The following is a 20,215-nucleotide window of genomic DNA, read 5'->3' on the forward strand; positions in this document are numbered from 1 at the left end:
AATTTTTCTTTTTTATTTTTAAGGATTTGTACATCTTACTTTTCAAGGAAAGTCATCCTCAAACCACGAAACAGCGTGGCTTTGTCATACTCACACAGAATAATTTTTCATAAAAAACATTACCAGCTTCCGTTTTTCAGTACATTACTGAGTTAGCTGCTTTATAATTTCCAGCAGCTTAAAGTTGAGAAAAAATTAGTAAATATTAAGTAAGGTGCGTTAGGCTTGGGCCTAAGCATCATGTTATCTAGCGTGCGTTAGGTGCTCATATCATCTTTTTTGTGAGAAGTTAGCTCAAAAGATGCGCCTAACACACACTACGGTAAATTTATTTTTACTTTATAAATAACTTTTAAGGCTTTCCAGCACTTTAAATACGGCTTGGGCCTAACGCACCATGTTATCTGGCGTGCGTTAGGTGCTCATATCATCTTTTTTATGACAAGTTAGCTCAAAAGATGCGCCTAACACACACTATGGTAATTTTATTTTTACTTTATAAATAACCTTTAAAGCTTTCCAGCACTTTAAAGTTGAGAAAAAATTAGTTCGTGGTAGTTGGTATTATTTAATTTCTCTTGGTTGTTTTCCTGTAGCTTCAGTTTGTTTAGATTCATTTTCCTGCAAAAGTCTGTTGGTAATGATTAAAACAATGATTAACAATCCAAACTGAATCTGCCAAGGTGCTAATACTAAACTTAAAATCAAGCTAATACATGCAAATACACCTGCAAGGTATGCAATTTCATCAGTACTCTTTTTAAATAAGTAGCCAGTGGCTAAAGCAGTACACAGTGGTATCAAGAAAAACAAAGGCATTTTACTAACCTCTGAACTAAAAGTTGTTGTGCTTAAAAAACAAATTGAAATTGTTTTGGGAATTTTGGATAATTTTACATCCAATAAGGTTTTAGTCACAACAGCCGATAGAAATAAATATTATAGAAAGTCAAGATTATGCAACGTCCTATCTTACATCAATTGGAATAATGATTGCGATATATGAAGCGCCCAAAAGCTTGGCAATAACTCCTTCGTCTGTGGTTGATGCTGCGCCAAGCTTGCTTTAAGAGTAGGAATAGGTTCCCTTCTCCTGTGGGAGAGGCTGCGCCAAGCTTGCTTGATAGTAGGGGTACGTGTGACGCTCGTTCTACCGCCCCGACCCAGTATAGCTGCGCTATGCTATACAAACTCTCGCTCACCTACGCGAATTGAAAGGGTTTAAAACTTGCGAAGGTAGGTTTTGTCTATTTTGCCAATTGCACTTTTGTGAGCAATCATCTGGTAAATTAGCTTAAAACTTTGGCCTTGCGCCAGGATAAGGATCTAGCATATTACCTTTAGAAGTAGCATTTTCATTTTAGATACCCAATGCTGAACATTCCTCAACTACTAGCAACTGAAATAAACCTCAAACCCCATCAGGTGCAAAACGCGCTGGAACTTTTGGCGGAGGGTGCAACAATTCCCTTTATTGCACGTTATCGCAAAGAGCGCACTGATGAAATGAATGAAGTGCAACTACGCGAACTGTCCGATCGATATACTTATTTGACAGAACTAGAAGAACGAAAATCGGTAATTTTAAGTGCGATCGCTGACCAAGGTAAACTTACAGATGAACTCAAAGCCAAAATCTCATCCTGCTTACAAAAAACTGAACTTGAGGATTTATACTTACCCTATCGACCAAAGCGACGCACCCGCGCCACCATCGCCAGAGAAAAAGGACTCGAACCCCTAGCAGAGTTCATCAAGTCGCTAAACATCAAAAATGCTGCAACGGCTTCCCTGGAAGAAGAAGCGGCTAAGTATATTTCTGAAACGAAGGGAGTAAAAACAGCAGAAGAAGCGCTCAAAGGTGCTGCTGATATTTTGGCGGAAGAAGTCGCTGAAAAAGCTGAGTTACGCGCATATATCCGCGATTATCTCCTACAAGAAGGGATATTCGTCTCCCGCATTAAAGATGATTATCCTGAAGGTACAACCAAATTTGAGATGTACCGTAACTATCAAATTAGGGTAAAAAATATTGCACCGCACAATATGCTGGCGTTGTGTCGAGGTGAAACTGAAAAAATATTAAGCTTTGAAATTGCTTTCGATGAAGATACGGTACTTTACTATCTTGAGTCGAAAGAAATTAAAACCAAAGTCCGAACAATTCGAGATTTTTATCAGTCAATGCTGAAAGATGCATTCAATCGTTTGATGAAAGTCTCTCTTATGGGAGAGGTCATTTCTGAGAAAAAAGTTTATGCAGATATAGAATCAATCAAGACATTTGAAACTAATTTGCGGGAGTTGCTGCTGTCTGCACCAGCAGGGATGAAACCAACGCTGGCGATAGACCCTGGATTTAGAACTGGGTGTAAAGTTGCAGTCCTCGACCAAACTGGGAAATTTTTGGAATACCAAGCGGTATTTCCCCACCAAGCGGCTGAACAGCGACTCAAAGCTGCACAAACTGTCAAAAATCTGATTGAAAAGTACAAGATTGAGTTAATCGCCATCGGTAACGGTACAGCCTCGCGCGAGACAGAGGAGTTTGTCACGCAAGTATTACAAAATATAGAACGCAAACCAGTTAAGGTGATGGTGAATGAGTCTGGCGCATCTATATATTCTGCAAGTAAAGTGGCGCTGGAAGAGTTTCCCGATTTAGATATTACCGTGCGCGGTGCAATTAGCATCGGCCGCCGTTTGCAAGACCCCTTAGCAGAACTGGTGAAAATCGATCCCAAATCTATTGGTGTGGGACAATATCAGCATGATGTCGATCAGAAGTTGCTGAAAAAGAAATTGGATGACACGGTAGAAAGCTGCGTTAACTACGTCGGCGTAGACTTGAACACCGCCTCCAAAGAACTTCTGACATCCGTCTCTGGGATTACGGCAACAGTAGCCAATAATATTGTCGCCTATCGTAACCAGAATGGAGCCTTTAAAAATCGCCGACAACTGTTGAAAGTTCCCAAATTGGGGCCAAAAGCATATGAACAAGCGGCGGGTTTTCTGCGGATTCGCGGCGGTGATAACCCCTTGGATAATACAGCAGTGCATCCAGAAAGTTATTCTGTAGTAGAAGCGATCGCATCCGATCTAAATGTGCCATTAAATCAGGTGACACAAATTGCCGAAAAACTCAAAAAGACCAATCTGAAGAAATATGTTACCGATAGCGTCGGCGAACCCACACTGCGCGACATCCTCAGCGAACTAGAAAAACCCGGTAGAGATCCTCGTGCAGAGTTTAAGTATGCCACCTTCAGAGAAGGCATTAAGGAAATCAGGGACTTAAAGGTGGGAATGGAACTAGAGGGAATTGTGACGAACGTCGCCAACTTCGGTGCCTTCGTCGATATCGGCGTACATCAAGATGGCTTGGTACATATATCCCAACTTGCTGATAGATTTGTAGACGATCCCAACAAAGTTGTCAAAGTCGGACAAGTAGTTAAAGTGCAGGTGTTAGAAATCGACGAGAAACTCAAGCGGATTAGTTTGTCGATGAAAGCAGTTAAACAATAATTAGAAACAGCAGATGGCAGTTTATCAAGTTAGATTCATCAATCCTACACTTGGCTTAGATCGCACCATTCAAGTACCAGACGATCAATATATCGTAGATATGGCGGAAGATGCTGGTATCCGCCTACCATCTGGGTGTAAACAAGGTGAGTGTTCTGCCTGTGTCGCCAAAATCATTAGCGGTGAAGTCAATCAAAGCGAGCAAAAATTTCTGCGTCCAAGTGAAATACAAGCTGGTTATGTTGTGACTTGTGTAACTTACCCTTTGTCTGATTGCACTTTAGAAACCCATCAAGAACAAGTCTTATATAAATCGGCCCTTTACTATAAGCCTGAGTCTGGAAAATCTGAGCGATCGCAATATTAATCGGTTAAGAAGATTTGTAGGTTGGGTTGTAGGTAGTGAAAACCGACAGAGCCGTGAAAATCTTGAGTCTACTTTCCTCAAGCCAACCTACTTCGGAGTACTTTGTTAAGCAAAACTTACGCAGTATTAAAGCCGCTATCTTTTTCTCAACGATCGGTCTAACGATAGAAGCAAATTCTATCTTTCAAGAGAGGTTAAAACCTAACACATAGTTGAAGATGAGATAAGAAGTTACAAAAAATCTTTAGTGATTAGGTAAGAAAAATGTTAACACCATTATTAACCGCCCTAGCTACAGCTTTGAGCCTGTTGATTGTTGATTTAGTCGTCCCAGGCGTTAATATTGCTAACTTTCCCGCAGCTATGATTGCGGCTTTAGTTGTTGGTCTTATTAACGGTTCAGTTAAACCAGTTCTGTCTGCTCTTTCTCTACCACTTAACTTTGTATCATTTGGAGCATTCTCGCTCGTAGTCAACGGTTTGTGTTTCTGGTTAGCATCAGCGCTAGTTCCTGGATTCTCAGTTCGTGGGATTATTGGTTTCCTTCTTGGGCCGGTTATTCTAACTTTTGCTAACACCTTCATTAACAACTACTTTGTTGAAAGAAATCTTTTAACCGGTAGTGGTGATATTAAAAGCCAAGACCAGTTACCCTCTAGATAAGTATGAGTAGGAGTAGAAATATTAGGTATATTCGGTTTCTACTCCATATAAAATCTCCGAATTAAGATAATTCATTAGGTAGATTTCCTAATTCGGTATCTTCAAGAGAATGTATTTAAACAAAATCACAAAGCTGTAAAATCATGAAATTAGTTCGTTTTCTTCTAGGTTTGTTAGTGCCTCCTTTAGGCGTTTTCTTGACAGTTGGAATTGGCCCAACTCTCTTTATTAACATCTTGCTCACAGTTCTGGGTTGGCTTCCCGGTAGTATTCATGCAATTTGGGTTATTGCCAAGCATGATGAACAACTGAATAGAGAAGGAAATATTTACTAATACGCAAGATGAATTTTAGGGAATCTTAAGTAGGGTGCGTTAGGTGAAAAACCTAATGCACCATTTTTATGTATGGAATCTGCTATTATAGTAGGCGCATATTTTAAGATGATTTGTAAAGAAAAACATTTCGCGAAAGCGCCTAATCCCAAGTTAAAATATTTAGTCTTGTTGGGAATTAAAGTCTCTACTAGAATGACTTTTGAGCAAATAGAACAAAGACAACTTAGTATAATGCAATCCTATCTAATTTGTGAAAAATAATTTGTTATATAGACGCGGAGGGGGTTACCGCAGAGGCGCAGAGAACGCAGAGAGAATAAAGAAAGGTTTTCACGAATGATTTAGAATTGCTAAATAAGATGGTGCGTTAAGCTTTAGCCTAACGCACCATACTTAAAATTTACTGAGCTAAATCAACATCAAAGCAGTCTATTTATGAATAGTCTCGCGCTCTTTATTCGCAGGTTCCTTATCTTTGAATAAGTCAGCCGCGGTTAAGAGTAACTCTCTCAAGGTTTGTTTGATTTGGCGCTCTTTTCTTGCTAGAGATGTACCAGCTTCACCCAGTTTATCTTCTAGCTGCGATCGCTTCTGTTCTACCTGCACAGCCATAGATTCTGCTTGAGGACGAGCTTTATCGTACCAGTGTTTAGCCTCGTCTAGATAATCTTGAACTTCCATATTACGTCCGCCATAGCGTGCAGCTAAGTTAGCTCGGACAATGGCTAGCTGCGCTTGCAGTTGTGCGTAACGTTTCTTTAACAATCCTGCTTCTTCACTATCTTTAAGGGCATTGATAGCAGAATCAATTGCAGTTTTAGTACTAGCAGGTTTTTCCTTAGCCGTTTCTTCAATTTCTGCCAAAATTACATCAACCTCTTGCTGGAGTTGTTCTTCTTCACCATCCAATTGAGCCTGTAGCCTCTTTATATCTGTTTGAGTTTTAGCAATGTTTTCGTGTCTTTGACTATTAATCCCTTCCAGCGCTCCTTCAATTGAAGCTGTGACTTCATCTTTTAGTTCGCCACCTTTTTCTTGGAAGTTTTCAATTACAGCAGAAACTGCATCTTTAACAATACTACGAACTTCACTAGAACCTTGTTTAAACTCAGAAGCTACTTGAGAAACTGCGGATTTCACAATTTCTCGAATCCGCTCAGTTCTTAATTGTCCGGTTTCTTTAGCCTGTTGCAGGTCGGCTTGAATTTGTTGTTTGATATTGTTAGGCATTTTCAACTCTTGGTATTTAACTAATTTGGATAAAATTATCTAGACGCGTTCTCATACTCATATTATGGCGTAGTCTCATAAGGCTCGGTACTTCCTTTAGATAGAAAATAACAACCCGAAGGAGGTGATATGTAGCATGTTGCCTATTTGTGAGATGATTAATATTTGTTGGTAGTAATTGAGATGAAAATATGTGGCAAGTAAATATTACTTGTTCGGGCGATGCCTGGAAGCAGTATGGTATTGATTTTAAAGCGATCGCAGAGAAATACAAAGGTGAATTGATTGGTTCCAAAAAAATGCCAGATGGTACGCGCATCATGTCTTATAAAATTGAGGATGTTAGTGATGCAGAAGCCTTTCAAGAAGATTGTGCAAGTTTTGCTGGATTTACAACTGACTTTGAATCCCTGTAGTATCGGTTCTGACACTTCTGCGTGCAACCAATATGTCAAAATCGGGAGAGATTAATTGAGAAAGCTACTTACATTAGTATTAGTAACATTTTTGTTATTGATAAGCACTTTTACTTTTCCTGCTAGTGCAGCAGATACAGTTAACGGCGAACAAATATTTAGCGTTCATTGTGCTGGTTGTCATATCAACGGCAGCAACATAATCAGGCGAGGTAAAAATCTCAAAAAGCAAGCACTGAAAAAGTATGGTATGGATTCAATAGAGGCAGTTACATCTATAGTAACTAATGGCAAAAATAATATGTCAGCCTACAAAGAGCGCCTTACTGAACAGCAAATTCAAGATGTTGCTGCTTACGTTATTGAAGAAGCTGAAAAAGGCTGGCATTAGAAAGTTAGGAGTTAAGAGTTGGGAGTTATAAGTTGGGAATTAATAACGATCGGCTATGATTTAGATATCATTATTGCTTCCTTTTCAACGCTACTTGCTACAACTCTCTTGAGCAGAGTAACGTAGCGCTTCCTCCTAACTCCTAAACTTGAAAATGAACTTACCCACAGCTAGCCGTCTCCAATTCACTCCCGATTTGAACATTTGCCGGATATTAAATGGTATGTGGCAAGTTTCTGGCGCACACGGACGGATAAATCCCCAAGCTGCCATTGAGACGATGTTCAAATATTTAGATGCAGGCTTTACTACTTGGGATTTAGCAGACCATTATGGCCCCGCAGAAGACTTTATTGGTGAGTTTCGCTGTCAACTAATTGATACTCGTGGGAAAGATGCTTTATCTCAGGTGCAAGCCTTTACAAAATGGGTACCTCGTCCGGGGAAAATGACGAAAAAACTCGTCGAAGAAAATGTTGATATTTCCCTGAGAAGGATGAATGTGGAATCTTTAGATTTGATGCAATTCCACTGGTGGGAATATCAGGATAAAAATTACTTGGATGCCCTCAAATATATGGCGGAACTTCAGACTGAGGGTAAAATTAAGCATCTAGGTTTAACTAATTTTGACACGGAAAACTTGAAGATTATTACCGAAGCAGGTATCAAAATCGTTTCTAACCAAGTGCAATTTTCCCTTGTCGATCGCCGCCCGGAAGTTAATATGGTGCAGTTTTGTCAACAGCACGATATAAAGCTTTTTACTTACGGTACACTGTGCGGCGGTTTGTTATCAGAAAACTATTTGGGTAAACCGGAACCGCGAGGATTAGATCTGTCTACTGCTAGCTTGAAAAAATATAAAAATATGATCGATGCTTGGGGTGGTTGGCCCTTATTTCAAGAGTTGCTGGCTATCTTGAAGGAAATTGCTAATAAGCATGGGGTAAGCATCTCGAATGTGGCAGTGCGTTACATTTTAGATCGGCCAACTGTGGGAGGTGTAATAGTTGGTGCCAGACTTGGTGTATCTGAACATATAGAAGATAACGCCAAAGTATTTAGTTTTAGTTTAGATGCTGACGATCGCGATCGCATCAATGCAGTATCTCGCCAATCACGAGATTTGTATCAGCTTATCGGCGATTGTGGCGACGAGTATCGGCGATAAAAATTAAGGCTTTAGAGCCGGGTGATAATTCAAGGTGAAGGTTATTGGGGAACCTGTTGCAACCCATACCCCTAAACTTCACCTTCGCCCTCAGCAAACTTTTGAACTACGCTGTGATTACGGCTCACGTCGCTTGGATAAAACGGAGTTAGCAGTACTAATAGAACTCATGTTGAGCAAAATTACTATGCTCAACATGAGTGCACAGCTGTGTACCCATACTAATAACTGTGGAGTTACTTAGTAAAAGCGGACTATTGTGATTAATTAACCTCGTGATATTTGCTTAGTTGCTGGTTTTTCTCAGAATAAACCTCATATACATAATTTATATAGTACATATATACTATTTGCTGCTAAAATGCCTTAAAAGTCAGCTAGTCTCGCTTGAGGTAGTATGAAAAAAATCCAAGACACGGACAAAAAGCCCATTTTGCTGAAAGTTTCGGTGTTGCAACCTACACCTGTAACTACTGCCATAGTGCCACTGCAACCCCAAAAGGAAAAAATCATTAGCGAACGCGAACGTTTAATCGCACAAGTCGAACGCATCAATCAGATGGCAAAAGAGTTAGAAGCAGCGATATTAGAGTTGAAAGCGATCGCTAATACACTTAATACTCAAAGACGTTACCCACTTTTGAACAAGGAACTAGGCAAAAATATTTGTCAGTATTTGGCAGTTAGCGTCCCTTGGGTGAAACGAAAGCCTGACGAATCATTTATTCTGACGACGCGAAGAGTTGATTTATTCCGAGCCGAAAGGGAAGCCGCACTGCTAGCACAGCAACTTCGTCAGCAAACCAAAAAAAGATTAGCATCGCAGAGACATCGAAAAAACAAAAGTGGGGCTGAGGCTGACACAAAACGCTTCTTCAAAAAAGTATTAGTCAACAAATCTTAAAATTATCAACATTCAACGGCAGCCCACCCCTGATGTTGTAGCAGTTATGCTGATTGAAGTGGCAGAAGGAACTTATTCTTCAAAATTGTTAGATATCGCACTGCCATTGCTAATTGCCACCAACTTTGGTGGCAATTAGGCAAAGCTGCCCTTATATTTGCACTTCCGTAAACCAGAGTGCAAGATCGGGGACAATCAATCAGCGCACAGAAGAGGTAAAAATAAGGTGTTAAAGACACTTTTAGTGATTGCCATTGGTTTTTTACCGTCCCTGATTTCCCTGTGGGCGATCCGCAAAACCCATGCGCGAGCACGCTTACGGCTCAGACAAGCAGCGATGAATTTTCCAGTGGTGCAGGGGCGGCAAAACGTTAGACCTGTGGAGAGCGATCGCTATTATTTAGAAGGGGTGGGTTACCTGATTGGCGACATCAGCTGCAAATTTAATGCCCGATCTGGCTATATCCGCTGTGCTGTCAATCCCGACGGCCCATGTAACGGTTGCCGTCACTACGAACCTAAAAAATAGCTGATAGTGAAAAAAGAGCTTAAGAGTGCTTACTTAGTACTCAACCAAACTGAGAAAGCAACTTCATAGCACACTCCCAAATATAACCGAGGAATGATAAAATCATTACTAATTATAATAATTTGTATTTAGAAACACTTTGAATATTTGTCTTTGCATGGTGAAATAAGAATGATTTAATAGAATTCGTGTAAAAGTGTAAATCTGCGTAATTTCGTTTGCAGATTATTAACTTTTGCCGAATAAATAACTAGATGATTATCCAACGATGAACAACGCGATCGCTCGGACAACAGCATTATTATCAACTTGTGCTTTGCTATTAGCAGGCTGTGGCGGCGGCGGTGGCCCTGTGACTGTGACAAATTCTCCAAATACTACCAGAAATAACACTGCAACCGACACCACAACTACAACGGGTACATCGTCGGCTGCTATTCCCATCGGTATTGCTGTTGCTCAAACTAGCAACGTGGCATTACTAGGTCAAGAGCAAGTTGCTGGAGCCAAACTTGCCGAGAAGTATTTCAATAGTAAAGGTGGTGTCAACGGGACTCCAATTAAATTGGTGTTTCAAGACACTAGCGGTGATGAAGCAGGGACAATTAACGCTTTTCAAACTTTAATTAACAAAGATAAAGTTATTGGGATTGTGGGCCCAACTTTGTCACAACAAGCTTTTAGCGCTGACCCTATTGCCGAACGTGCAAAAGTACCAATTATTGGGCCATCAAATACTGCTAAAAACATTCCCGAAATTGGTGATTACGTTGCTCGTGTTTCTGCACCAGTTTCTATTGTCGCGCCTAATTCGGTAAAAGCTGCACTTAAGCAAAACCCCCAACTTAAAAAAGTCGCAGTTTTCTATGCTCAAAATGATGCATTTAGCAAGTCAGAAACAGAAATATTTCAACAAACAGTTAAGGATCAAGGGCTAGAATTAGTAACAGTACAAAAGTTCCAAACCAGTGATACAGATTTTCAAAGCCAAGCTACCAATGCGATTAATCTCAAACCAGATTTGGCGATCATTTCTGGCTTGGCTGCTGATGGCGGTAATTTAGTCCGACAATTGCGGGAACTGGGTTATAAAGGCTTAATTGTCGGTGGCAATGGTCTAAATACATCGAATTTATTGTCAGTTTGTAAAGCACTTTGTGATGGCGTGTTGATTGCTCAAGCCTACAGTCCAGAACATCCAGGCGAAATTAACGCGGCGTTTCGTAAATCCTATACTGAAGAATATAAAAAAGAACCTCCTCAATTTAGTGCCCAAGCTTTTGCAGCAGTACAGGTTTATGTGGAAGCACTCCAAGCTTTAGATAAAAAGAGCAAAGTCAACAAATTACAGCTATCACAATTGCGGACGGAATTAAACAAACAACTACTTGTTGGAACATACAATACACCGCTGGGTGAAATTGGTTTTACTCCCACAGGTGAGGTTGTACAAAAAGATTTCTATGTAGCCCAAATTAAGATGGCAAAAGATGGGAGCCAAGGTAAATTCACATTTTTAAAATAGTTGCTAAATGAATATCAATCTATTTTTGCAGCAATTATTAAATGGGTTATCTATTGGCAGCGTCTATGCAATTTTTGCCTTAGGATATACCTTGGTTTATTCAATTTTGGGCATCATTAATTTAGCTCATGGTGCAATTTTTACTTTGGGTGCATATTTCACTTATGCACTTATGGGTGGTAACTTTGGATTTAATGGCTTGCTGGCTAATGCAGCCCTGCCGATAAAATTACCTTTTGCTATATCCTTGATTTTAGGAAGTACCTTGGCGGGATTAGTAGGGGTAGTAATGGAACGCGTTGCTTTTCAACCTTTGCGGCGTCAAGGATCTGACCCTTTGCTAACTGTTGTTTCCAGCTTGGGGGTAGCAGTGGTAATTGTGAATTTAATCCAGTATTTAGTAGGCGCAGAAAGTTACACATACCCTGCAAATACTTACGGAAACTTGCCACCTGCGATTAACTTTGGTAGTTTAGAAAACCCAATTCCGATTCGCAGCGTTCAGGTGGTAATCTTTGGTGTATCAGTTGCGATCGTGGCAATTCTTACCTATTTTATCAATCGAACTAAATATGGTAAGGCAATGCAAGCGATCGCAGAAGATCCAACTACAGCTAGTTTGTTAGGAATTAATAGCGATCGCTTTATCATTCTAACATTCTTCATCAGCAGTTTTTTAGCAGGATTAGCAGGAACTTTAGTCGCCTCTAGTGTTAGTATTGCAGGGCCATATTTCGGCATTGCTTTTGGTTTGCGGGGTTTAGCGGTAATAGTCTTAGGTGGTTTAGGTAGTATCCCTGGTGCAGTGGTGGGAGGCTTAGTTATTGGATTAGTCGAGGCATTTGTTCCGGCTGAATTCTCTGGATATAAAGACGCAGTAGCCTTTGGAATTTTGTTTATCATGCTATTAGTTAGACCCCAAGGTTTACTAGGGCGGCGGTTTATTCAGAAAGTTTAAAGAGACGTAGCGCCATGAAAACATACACCAAACAAAAGTTAACTTTCGAGCAATTTTTAGAACAATGTCCAGAGTCAGGTTTTTATGAACTTGTGGATGGGGAAATTGTAGAAGTGCGTGCAACCAGAAATCATGATGATGTCGCTGACTTTACGGCTGACTCTTTCAATGATGAAATTAGGCGAATAAACCTAAATTATGTAGTTAATAACACAGCAGTCTTTAAAACTATAACTACTAATGGCATAGAGCAAGGACGCAAGCCTGATGTAAGTGTCATAGATAAAGATAAATGGCGCTCAAATCGTTCTGCTTATGCTGCACTTGAAGAACCTATCCAGTTAACTGTAGAAGTGACATCAACTAATTGGGAAGATGATTACATTGATAAATTGGATGAATATCAACGTTTAGGTATTACAGAATATTGGATTTTAGATTATTTAGCAATCGGGCTAAGAGAATATTTGGGAAATCCAAAAGTTCCGGCTGTGTTTGTTTTTCTATTAGATTCTGAGGGAAAATACCAATGCACACATTTTAGAGGTTTAGAAGGGATTGTGTCACGAACTTTTCCTGAACTGACGCTGACAGCAGACCAAATATTAACAGCTTAATAGGTGATAAAAGCGATAGATTTGATTAAGCTTAATCAAAATTTTTTAAAATGGCTGATTTTTTCGCTACTTATGGTTCTCTAATTGTCTCTATGGTATTGGGGGCGCTACTAGGGTTATCGCTTTACTTACCGCTTATGACAGGACAATTGTCTTTAGCCAGTCCGGGTTTTTATGCTTTAGGTGGGTATATTGCAGCGATTTTATCCACAAAAGTTTTGACATCTAGCAGTAGTTTCTTTCCCATTCCATTGTTGTTATTGGAGATGTTAATTGCTGGTGTAATTTCTGGTTTATTGGGTGTAATAGTAGGAATTCCCGCGTTGAGATTACGAGGAATTTATTTAGCGATCGCTACTATCGCTTTTGTGGAAGTTTTGCGCGTAATGTCCCTCAATCTAGATATTACAGGCGGTGCTGTTGGGATTTTTGGTATTCCTCAGCCTTTCCAAACACCAATTGAATATTTATGGATTGCTTTGCCTTTATTATTAATTAGTATGGTGCTGCTTTATCGTTTAGAACGCATCCGCGCCGGAAGGGCTTTTATCGCTATCCGCGAAGATGAATTAGCTGCGGGTGCAATGGGAATCGATCCCACTTATTACAAAGTTTTGGCGTTTACACTAGGGGCTATACTTGCAGGGGTTGTAGGTGCAATTAGCGCTCACTTCCTTAATACCTGGAATGCTCGTCAAGGTACTTTTGATTCCAGTATTATATATTTAACTTTTGTTTTGATTGGTGGTTCAAGAACTTTTTTAGGGCCTGTGGTTGGAGGTATGGTATTTACAGCCTTACCAGAGATTTTGCGAAGCCTAGCTGATACTGGTGGTTTACCTAATTGGTTAGCACAATTTTTGCGAGATGGTAGATTAATTATTTTTGGCTTACTAATAGTAATAGGTACAATCTTTTTTCCCCAAGGGCTAATTACTCCAGATATTTTTCAAAGACGGAAAATTCAAAAATGAAGTATTTATAATAATATGCAAAAATATCAAATGATCTCTGGGCAATTAAACATAATACCCGGAACCCCACCCCGCCAAAGCTGCGCTTTAGCTCCCCTCCCCGCCTGCGGGGAGGGGTTGGGGGTGGGGTTTTTTTATTATGGGTAATTTGGCGGATATGATATCATACGGGACTCCAACAACTAACACCAGTATTGTCTTAGAAGCAAGGGCATTGACTCGTCGCTTTGGTGGTTTGGTGGCGGTAAATAATGTATCTTTTAGCGTAAATAAACATGAGATTTTTGGACTGATTGGCCCTAATGGGGCTGGCAAAACAACACTGTTTAATTTGATTACTGGTTTCATTCCACCTTCTAGCGGTCAATTAATTTATCAAAATGCAGAGATTTCCCAACAGCGTCCTCATCAAATTGCTGCTTTAGGTATCGCTCGTACCTTCCAAAATATCCGTTTATTTGGTGAATTATCAGCGTTAGAAAATGTGATAATCGGCCGACATTTACACACTAAAAGTAATACGATCGCAGGAGTTTTGGGATTACCACCAGCGCCTAGTGAAGAATTGAAAACTAAGCAAGAAGCTTTAGATTTATTAGATTTGGTGGGATTAAGCGATCGCGCTGACGAAAAAGCCAAAAACTTTGCCTACGGCGATCAACGTCGTTTAGAAATTGCCCGCGCTTTAGCATTACAACCGCAAGTCTTACTTCTCGATGAACCTGCGGCGGGGATGAACCCCAACGAAAAGCAGCAACTCAGTGCATTTATTCGCAGCCTTCGCAATGACTTTAATTTGACGATCGTCCTTATAGAACACCACGTACCATTAGTTATGGGTTTGTGCGATCGCATTGCCGTGTTAGATTTTGGTCAATTAATTGCTTTGGGCGAACCAGCAGTTGTCAGAAACGATCCGGCTGTAATTGAAGCTTATTTGGGAAATGAATGAATTTATGTAGACAAAGTTACTACAAATTCGTCTAAAGAACTCACAGCGATCGCGCTATCCATTAAGCTTTCTAATTTTTCCACACTCTCGCCCTCAAGCCTTACTTCCACTTCATGAGGAATTTCGCCAAAGCGTTGTTCCAATACCCGGATTAACTGCCGTCGCGCACCCTGCTGAATACCTCTTTGCTCAATTTCTTGATACCAAGGCGATTCTCGCAATACTGCCATATCCCACCTCATGATTTGTTGCACTAAAGGCGTGTCTAAGACAAAGCTAGCAAAAAATGCCAGCAATGATTCTAACTCGTTCAACTGTGCATCTGCTCGTAGTGCCTGTAATGCACGTTGCACAACTGGCACCTCTCCCCCACCTCGCAAGATTGGCACAAAGGGTAACAACGATGGTAGTGGTTGTTCAAACACTATCTCAGCATCGATTTCCCACAAATTAATCGTGCGATAATCTTGGATAGCACGTAATCCCAAAAATTCCTGATCGTAACTACTGGCAATCGTTAAGGTGGATAGGGGCGGTAAAATGTTGATCAATACTGGGTAAGTTGGCAATCGGTAGCGTTCTTGTGCCAAGGCAGCATAGGCTCTCATCCGTAGAGGCATCTGTGCCGTGTAACGCAACTGTAGTTCATTTAGTACTAGAAAATCCCCGTGAGTGGCACTGTATGCTTTCACCAACACATCTGTTTCGCGGCTAATCCAGTGAAACTCAGAGCCGAGAATTTCTTTCGCCACGACTTCAGGAAGCTGTGTCACCCATTTTACCCATGCATCGGGAGCTAAATTAATTAGTCGCTTGCTACCAATATCTGCTACTTTTCCCACTGGACTCTTGATATATTTATCAGTAATTAATGGTACATCATAAAGATTGCGGTATTATGGCGTTGGTTTGAAGTTTCAGTAATGTCTTACGACGGGGTACGCCTACGCACTGTTTTAAGAAATATATGATTGATGTATGTTAGGTTTTGAATCAACATTTCTGGATGTAAACCGCCGATGAAAGCCGATAGTAAGCCAAACTATACAATTTTAGAAGTTCAAGAACTTGATGTTAATTATGGCGGTATCCAAGCTCTCAAAAAAATTAATTTAATTATTCAAAAAGGCGAGGTAGTTACTCTAATTGGTGCTAATGGTGCTGGTAAAACTACCACACTCCGCGCCATCTCTAAAGTAGTTAATCCTAAAAGTGGTATAATTATCTATAATGGACATAATATTAACCGCCGCCAAACTCATGAAGTTGTACAACTTGGTATTGCCCATTGTCCTGAAGGACGTAGAGTATTAGCGCGGCAAACAGTATTTGATAATTTACTTTTGGGTGCTTATATTCGCTCCAATCAAGCTGAGATAAAAGCAGATATTCAGCGACAATTTGAACTATTTCCGCGTTTGTCACAAAGACGCAATCAACTAGCAGGAACCCTTAGCGGTGGCGAACAACAAATGTTAGCGATCGCTCGTGCTGTCATGAGTAAACCGCAACTCTTACTTTTAGACGAGCCTAGCTTAGGTTTAGCACCTGCGATCGTCCGGGAAATCTTCTCCATTATTGAAAATCTTCGGGCTACAGGTGTGACTATTCTGTTAGTTGAACAAAACGCTAACCTCGCGCTACAAATTGCCGATCGCGGTTATGTTCTAGAAGCTGGTTCTATAACTTTAACAGGTGCAGCATCAGAATTGATTAGTGATGAACGAGTTAAAAAAGCTTATTTAGGGTAATTAATTAAATGAAAATTTGGGAGGTACAAGCGGATGGTAAAATCACCAACTAAACCCCTAACTTTAGAAGAGTTTTTAAAACTACCAGAAACAAAGCCTAGCTCAGAATACATCAACAGTCAAATTATTCAAAAGCCAATGCCACAGGGAAAACATAGTATTCTTCAGGGTGAACTAATCAGTAATATCAATTCTGTAACGAAACCTCAAAGAATTGCTTTTGCATTTCCAGAACTGCGGTGTACTTTTGGCGGACGTTCAATTGTCCCTGATGTAGCTGTGTTTGCTTGGGAAAGGATTCCCATAGATGAACGTGGAGATGTGGCAAATGTTTTTCATACCTATCCAGACTGGACAATTGAGATTCTTTCGCCCGATCGAAGCCAAACTAAAGTAACCGGAAATATTCTACATTGTTTAAGGGACTTCCAGAAAATAAAATATACAGCCCAGCAAGAGTTAAACTCCAGTGATTAGCTCTGCCACTCAAACTTCGATTGAGTAGCCGTCACGCCACTTTGCGATTTACAAGTTCTTGAAAGTACTGCGGTAGCGATCGCGGCTCTCGTCCAAGCAGTGTTCGCAGCACGATCGCGTTCCCGCCAGGAAAACCATACCGATCGTAGTCTTGGTACATCACCCGCAGGCGATCGCGTAGCCCGTCCGGGATATGTGCGCCTTGTGCCCACTCATCGAAGGGAGATTCACCCGCCTCAATCGTGCGCCCGATCGCCTCGCCCATCATCACCGCCAGTTCTACGCGGTTGACCATGCCCGGAGCGCATAGCTCAAACGTTCCGTAGCTTAACTCGTTACTCGTTAACGCCTTTGCTGCGACTGCCGCCACGTCGCGGTAGTCCACATAGCAAGCTTTTGCTAGCTTGGAGTAGGGCAGCGAGAATCGTCCTTGCTTAATCACCGTATCCCAGCCCGCCGCAAAGTTCTGCATAAACATCGACGGTTGCAGCACGGTGAACTCCATACCCGACTCGTACATTGCCTCTTCCACCGGACGCTTGGCAGCATGATTGCTCAGTTTGGAGAGCGACGGGTGATAAACACCAGAGAATACAAATTTCCGCACACCAGAGGCTTTAGCAGCTTTGACCATCGCCACACCCAACTCCGCTTCGTTGGGAGCGAAGGCAGGGTTAATATGAAAAACGCTGTCCACACCAGCAGCAGCAGCACGGAGACTATCCAGGTTTTGGAGGTTGCCGATCGTCGTCTCGTCTGCGCCTTGCTGGCGCGCCGCTTCAATTTTGCTCTCGTCACGCACTAGGGCGCGGACTGTGGCACCGCGCTGCTTCAGTTCGGGCACGACAAGGCTGGCGTACTTACCTGTTGCTCCTACGACCAATGCTTTCATCGTTTTCTCCTGATTGTTCTGATACTCGTTGTGAACTTTCTGCTAATCTTTTGACTAGTTATCGGATGCGCTTTCGGCAGATTTTGCCCAGCCGCGACCGCGCAAATAGGATTCAAAATCGGTTGGTTGAGGAAAATCGCGTTTCAACCCCGCCAAATCTGCGATATAGCCGACATTTTCAAACCAGCGATACATAATGGTCACTTCCTCTCCAGCTTGCTGCTCAAATGCTTCAAATGGAATTTGTTGGTATGCGACGTTCTTTCCTAAGACGCGGCTAAACGCGGCAGCAATTTCTGTCATAGTCATCTCCACACTGGCGACTTCGATTTCGCGGTTTATGAAGTCTGCGGGACGCTCGAATACCTCGGCAACCATTGCCCCGTAATCTTCCTCGGACAACTGCTGCAATTTTGTATCGGGACTCAGTGGCTGGAACAGCGTTCCACTTTCTACCATCGATCGCATCCCGTTGTAATTGTAAAAGAAGAAGACCGGACGCAGAATCGTATAGGGCAAACCTATCGCTCGGACATGTTCTTCGACTTGAAACTTGCTGTTGAAATGTGGAATACCAGTGTTGCGGTCGGCGCTTCCTACCGAACTGTAGACAAAATGCTCAATGCCAGCCGTTTTCACCGCGTCAGCGAGTGCCTGACCATGACGAATTTCAACCTCCGCTCCTTCTCGGAAGTCCTGCATCGAAAAAATGCCGTGAACGCCTTGCACAGCGCGATCGAGTGAAGCCCGATCGTTGAAATCTCCTTGGACGAGTTCTGCACCTGCTTGTTGAAGCGCTTGAGCAGCAGGCTTATTTTGATCGCGAACCATCGCGCGAACCTTGAATTTTCCGCGTTGGAGAAGATGACGTGCGATCGCACCGCCCTGATTGCCCGTGGCTCCGGTGACTAAAATGAGTTGCTCTGGTTTTGTTTGCTGTGCCATACGTGTTTTCTCACAATTGTTTATGGATTTAAAGTTTCAATTCATCTAAACAGTAACTTGTACAAGAAAAGAGAAAAAGTAGTTAAACTTCAAAACACTTGTGCAAAAAATTCAAAGATGCGGTGGCTTCAATGGACAAGCTCAAAAGCCTGATGATTTTTGTGCGCTCCGCCCAGTGTGGCAGCTTTTCAGAGGCAGCAAGGCAGTTAGGCATGGCTCCGTCAGCCGTGAGTCGAGCCGTATTGCGCTTAGAAGATAACTTGGGGGTGCGCTTGCTTGGGCGAACAACACGCAGTTTGACACTGACCGAAGATGGCAACCGATTTTATCAACGCTGTCAGCAAATTTTTAACGATTTAGAAGAAGCCGAACTCGAAGTTAAACAATCGCAGTCCCTGCCGCTTGGAACATTGCGGCTTGATCTGAGCTTTGCGTTTGGCAAACTGCATATCGCCCCGGCTCTCCTGCAATTTACCGCACAATACCCTGACCTCAAGCTGAATGTTTCGTTTAACGATCGCTTGATTGATCTAGTTGAGGAAGGTATTGATGCAACAGTGCGGATTGGACTGAACAGCGATAGCAGTTTAATCATGCACCACCTAGCAACTGCACGTTATATCACCTGTGCCTCGCCGCAGTATCTCGCTCAGAAGGGTATGCCCACAACGCCCACAGAGCTATCGCAACATCGCTGTGTCAACTTTATCTATCCGCAAAACCGACAAGAACCGACCTGGAAGTTTGAACAAGATGGCAAAGCAATTGACCTTGCTGTGGACAGTTATCTACGATTTGATAATTCAGAAGTCATTTTAGAAGCAGTTATTCAAGGCGCGGGTGTGGTTCAACTGCCTAAATTTATTGCCGCAAATGCGATCGCGCGAGGCGACCTTCAACCAATTCTTCAATCCTACGCGACTCAAGTTGGACTCTCGATCGCCGTGTTATATCCCCAGAAACGCTATCTCTTAGTTAAAGTGCGCGTCTTTGTTGAATTCATGACAGAATTGGTGACTGCCCTAAAGCGAACTGATGTGGTCGATTAAAACCTTTAACTCGCTCAATTGCCCGAAATCTCATGCCATTGACGTCAGCAATTCCAAATTCAAAATATTTCGGATGAGTCAGTGACTGAGGATAGAAGCGAGTCCGAGAGCATGAAGTCAATCAAATGCTGCCAACTGTCAAACAGCAAATACTTGGTGAGGCTAAGGATATCTTGAAATCATGTGTATTCGGGGAGTCTTGGATTGCCGATGGCAACCCTTGTCCTCTCCCATTATAATGATTATCATTTCTCTTAACTGTATATTTTATTTCTTGGAAGTCCCTAAAACATGGTAGTCGCTTCGGTTGGTTAATCGATCCAGGCGATCGCTCTGTTTTAGTTTATCCACCAAAGCAGCAACCAGAACTTTTACAAGAAGACCAAGAAATATTACCAGTTCCCGATTTAGTTAGCGGCTTTAAATTAACTGTAGGGCAATTATTTGGATGGTTGAAGTTATAAGTAATGGTATAGATTCATATCTAGCTTTGGAAAAACTAAAGGAATGCCTACAATAACCCTATCTTGCT

The 20,215-nt window shown here is 41.7% G+C and carries 21 protein-coding genes and 2 pseudogenes; 18 read left to right on the plus strand and 5 right to left on the minus strand.

All coding sequences use genetic code 11. The features are described from left to right. Nucleotides 1–564 precede the first annotated feature (564 nt). A complete protein-coding gene (locus V7L01_RS26175; RefSeq protein ID WP_335039966.1) occupies nucleotides 565–918 on the minus strand; it encodes a hypothetical protein in 354 nt (117 codons plus the stop codon). Nucleotides 919–1,371: 453 nt separating this feature from the next. Between V7L01_RS26175 and V7L01_RS26180 the strand changes: the two genes are divergently transcribed. From V7L01_RS26180 to V7L01_RS26195, 4 genes are all read left to right on the plus strand, one after another. Further along, a complete protein-coding gene (locus tag V7L01_RS26180) occupies nucleotides 1,372–3,531 on the plus strand; it encodes a Tex family protein (protein ID WP_335039968.1) in 2,160 nt (719 codons plus the stop codon). Nucleotides 3,532–3,544: 13 nt separating this feature from the next. Further along, on the plus strand, nucleotides 3,545–3,898 hold the full coding sequence (locus V7L01_RS26185; protein ID WP_335039971.1) for a 2Fe-2S iron-sulfur cluster-binding protein: 354 nt from the start codon (nucleotides 3,545–3,547) through the stop codon (nucleotides 3,896–3,898). A 264-nt stretch (nucleotides 3,899–4,162) separates the two neighbouring features. Continuing rightward, nucleotides 4,163–4,561, plus strand: a complete 399-nt coding sequence (locus tag V7L01_RS26190; RefSeq protein WP_335039974.1) for a phage holin family protein — start codon at nucleotides 4,163–4,165, stop codon at nucleotides 4,559–4,561. Between the two features lie 143 nt (nucleotides 4,562–4,704). Then, nucleotides 4,705–4,896: a YqaE/Pmp3 family membrane protein gene (locus V7L01_RS26195; protein ID WP_100898558.1), complete on the plus strand. Its 192-nt coding sequence runs from the start codon at nucleotides 4,705–4,707 to the stop codon at nucleotides 4,894–4,896. A gap of 432 nt (nucleotides 4,897–5,328) precedes the next feature. Here V7L01_RS26195 and V7L01_RS26200 read toward each other — a convergent pair whose 3' ends face one another. Then, nucleotides 5,329–6,129: a histidine kinase gene (locus V7L01_RS26200; protein WP_335039977.1), complete on the minus strand. Its 801-nt coding sequence runs from the start codon at nucleotides 6,127–6,129 to the stop codon at nucleotides 5,329–5,331. A gap of 191 nt (nucleotides 6,130–6,320) precedes the next feature. Here V7L01_RS26200 and V7L01_RS26205 point away from each other — a divergent pair, with 191 nt between their 5' ends. The 10 genes from V7L01_RS26205 to V7L01_RS26250 all read left to right on the plus strand — a co-directional run bounded on the left by V7L01_RS26205 (nucleotide 6,321) and on the right by V7L01_RS26250 (nucleotide 14,569). Further along, nucleotides 6,321–6,545 (plus strand): hypothetical protein, encoded by a 225-nt coding sequence (locus V7L01_RS26205; RefSeq protein WP_335039980.1) that lies wholly within the window; start codon nucleotides 6,321–6,323, stop codon nucleotides 6,543–6,545. A gap of 55 nt (nucleotides 6,546–6,600) precedes the next feature. Continuing rightward, the gene (gene petJ / locus V7L01_RS26210) at nucleotides 6,601–6,936 is read left to right on the plus strand and encodes a cytochrome c6 PetJ (protein ID WP_335039982.1); all 336 of its coding nucleotides are present in this window, start codon (nucleotides 6,601–6,603) and stop codon (nucleotides 6,934–6,936) included. Nucleotides 6,937–7,090: 154 nt separating this feature from the next. Further along, entirely contained in the window at nucleotides 7,091–8,110 is a 1,020-nt protein-coding gene (locus V7L01_RS26215) for an aldo/keto reductase (RefSeq protein ID WP_335039984.1), read from the plus strand. 397 nt (nucleotides 8,111–8,507) lie between these two features. After that, nucleotides 8,508–9,014: a hypothetical protein gene (locus V7L01_RS26220; RefSeq protein ID WP_335039987.1), complete on the plus strand. Its 507-nt coding sequence runs from the start codon at nucleotides 8,508–8,510 to the stop codon at nucleotides 9,012–9,014. A gap of 226 nt (nucleotides 9,015–9,240) precedes the next feature. Further along, on the plus strand, nucleotides 9,241–9,543 hold the full coding sequence (locus V7L01_RS26225; RefSeq protein WP_335039989.1) for a DUF6464 family protein: 303 nt from the start codon (nucleotides 9,241–9,243) through the stop codon (nucleotides 9,541–9,543). Nucleotides 9,544–9,811: 268 nt separating this feature from the next. Next, on the plus strand, nucleotides 9,812–11,068 hold the full coding sequence (locus tag V7L01_RS26230) for an ABC transporter substrate-binding protein (protein ID WP_335039991.1): 1,257 nt from the start codon (nucleotides 9,812–9,814) through the stop codon (nucleotides 11,066–11,068). Between the two features lie 7 nt (nucleotides 11,069–11,075). Beyond that, entirely contained in the window at nucleotides 11,076–12,026 is a 951-nt protein-coding gene (locus V7L01_RS26235) for a branched-chain amino acid ABC transporter permease (RefSeq protein WP_335039993.1), read from the plus strand. 14 nt (nucleotides 12,027–12,040) lie between these two features. Continuing rightward, complete coding sequence (locus tag V7L01_RS26240; protein WP_335039995.1) at nucleotides 12,041–12,643, plus strand: Uma2 family endonuclease; 603 nt, start codon at nucleotides 12,041–12,043, stop codon at nucleotides 12,641–12,643. 50 nt (nucleotides 12,644–12,693) lie between these two features. Then, nucleotides 12,694–13,617, plus strand: coding sequence for a branched-chain amino acid ABC transporter permease (locus V7L01_RS26245; protein ID WP_335039997.1), 924 nt, complete (start codon nucleotides 12,694–12,696; stop codon nucleotides 13,615–13,617). Nucleotides 13,618–13,756: 139 nt separating this feature from the next. Continuing rightward, nucleotides 13,757–14,569: an ABC transporter ATP-binding protein gene (locus tag V7L01_RS26250; RefSeq protein WP_335040000.1), complete on the plus strand. Its 813-nt coding sequence runs from the start codon at nucleotides 13,757–13,759 to the stop codon at nucleotides 14,567–14,569. 2 nt (nucleotides 14,570–14,571) lie between these two features. On the opposite strand, the gene V7L01_RS26255 is transcribed toward V7L01_RS26250, so the two are convergent. Next, nucleotides 14,572–15,411, minus strand: a complete 840-nt coding sequence (locus V7L01_RS26255) for an Rpn family recombination-promoting nuclease/putative transposase (RefSeq protein WP_335040003.1) — start codon at nucleotides 15,409–15,411, stop codon at nucleotides 14,572–14,574. Between the two features lie 177 nt (nucleotides 15,412–15,588). Between V7L01_RS26255 and V7L01_RS26260 the strand changes: the two genes are divergently transcribed. After that, a complete protein-coding gene (locus tag V7L01_RS26260) occupies nucleotides 15,589–16,320 on the plus strand; it encodes an ABC transporter ATP-binding protein (protein WP_335040005.1) in 732 nt (243 codons plus the stop codon). A 33-nt stretch (nucleotides 16,321–16,353) separates the two neighbouring features. After that, nucleotides 16,354–16,743 (plus strand): annotated as a pseudogene (locus V7L01_RS26265) (Uma2 family endonuclease); the annotation flags it as partial. An 85-nt stretch (nucleotides 16,744–16,828) separates the two neighbouring features. Here V7L01_RS26265 and V7L01_RS26270 read toward each other — a convergent pair. After that, nucleotides 16,829–17,689, minus strand: a complete 861-nt coding sequence (locus V7L01_RS26270; RefSeq protein ID WP_335040007.1) for an SDR family oxidoreductase — start codon at nucleotides 17,687–17,689, stop codon at nucleotides 16,829–16,831. Nucleotides 17,690–17,743: 54 nt separating this feature from the next. Continuing rightward, nucleotides 17,744–18,634, minus strand: a complete 891-nt coding sequence (locus V7L01_RS26275; RefSeq protein WP_335040009.1) for an NmrA/HSCARG family protein — start codon at nucleotides 18,632–18,634, stop codon at nucleotides 17,744–17,746. A gap of 131 nt (nucleotides 18,635–18,765) precedes the next feature. Here V7L01_RS26275 and V7L01_RS26280 point away from each other — a divergent pair, with 131 nt between their 5' ends. Further along, entirely contained in the window at nucleotides 18,766–19,683 is a 918-nt protein-coding gene (locus V7L01_RS26280) for a LysR family transcriptional regulator (protein WP_335040011.1), read from the plus strand. A gap of 284 nt (nucleotides 19,684–19,967) precedes the next feature. Further along, nucleotides 19,968–20,147: pseudogene (locus tag V7L01_RS26285) on the plus strand (Uma2 family endonuclease); the annotation flags it as partial. Between the last annotated feature and the right edge of the window lie 68 nt (nucleotides 20,148–20,215).

This window comes from Nostoc sp., assembly GCF_036917095.1.
In the GTDB taxonomy this organism is placed as follows: domain Bacteria; phylum Cyanobacteriota; class Cyanobacteriia; order Cyanobacteriales; family Nostocaceae; genus Nostoc.